Below are 418 nucleotides of genomic sequence, written 5' to 3'. Positions count from 1 at the left end.
TGCGTGCAATGGGTTTTGAAGGCACCGGTGCCTGCACGATATGGTCGCACCGGCAACAGGCCAGTTTCGGACGTTGTGTTTCGATAACCTTAAAGGCGCTGCTGATAAGCTCCAGTTGCTCTGACACATCACATCCCAGAGAACTGAGTTCACCACCACAGGCAGGACAGCATTCCTCTTCCGGCCGGATAACCCGGGTTTCACGGGGAAATTTCGGAAGCATAAGCCGCCACCCGCTGTGAGAGCAGGCGGTTGTATTCAGCCATCTGGCGTATGGTGTCCTGTTGCGTCTGCAACAGTGCCCGCAGGCGGGCGTTCTCATGAGCAAGTGAGGTGTCCATATCCTCACTTTACAACGGGTTATATGCGGATTCCAGCGCGTTCCGTTCGTTTCGGGTGCTTCCAGTTGATACCTTCA

General features: G+C 55.0%; 1 pseudogene. It reads right to left on the bottom strand.

The window, feature by feature from the left end:
* Nucleotides 1-341: pseudogene (locus A7090_RS18220) on the bottom strand (IS66 family transposase zinc-finger binding domain-containing protein); the annotation flags it as partial.
* Between the last annotated feature and the right edge of the window lie 77 nt (nt 342-418).

Source organism: Escherichia sp. MOD1-EC7003, assembly GCF_002965065.1.
Taxonomy (GTDB): Bacteria; Pseudomonadota; Gammaproteobacteria; order Enterobacterales; family Enterobacteriaceae; genus Escherichia.
The sequence above is the reverse complement of the archived record's forward strand: the minus strand, read 5'-3'. Positions and strand labels throughout refer to the sequence as shown.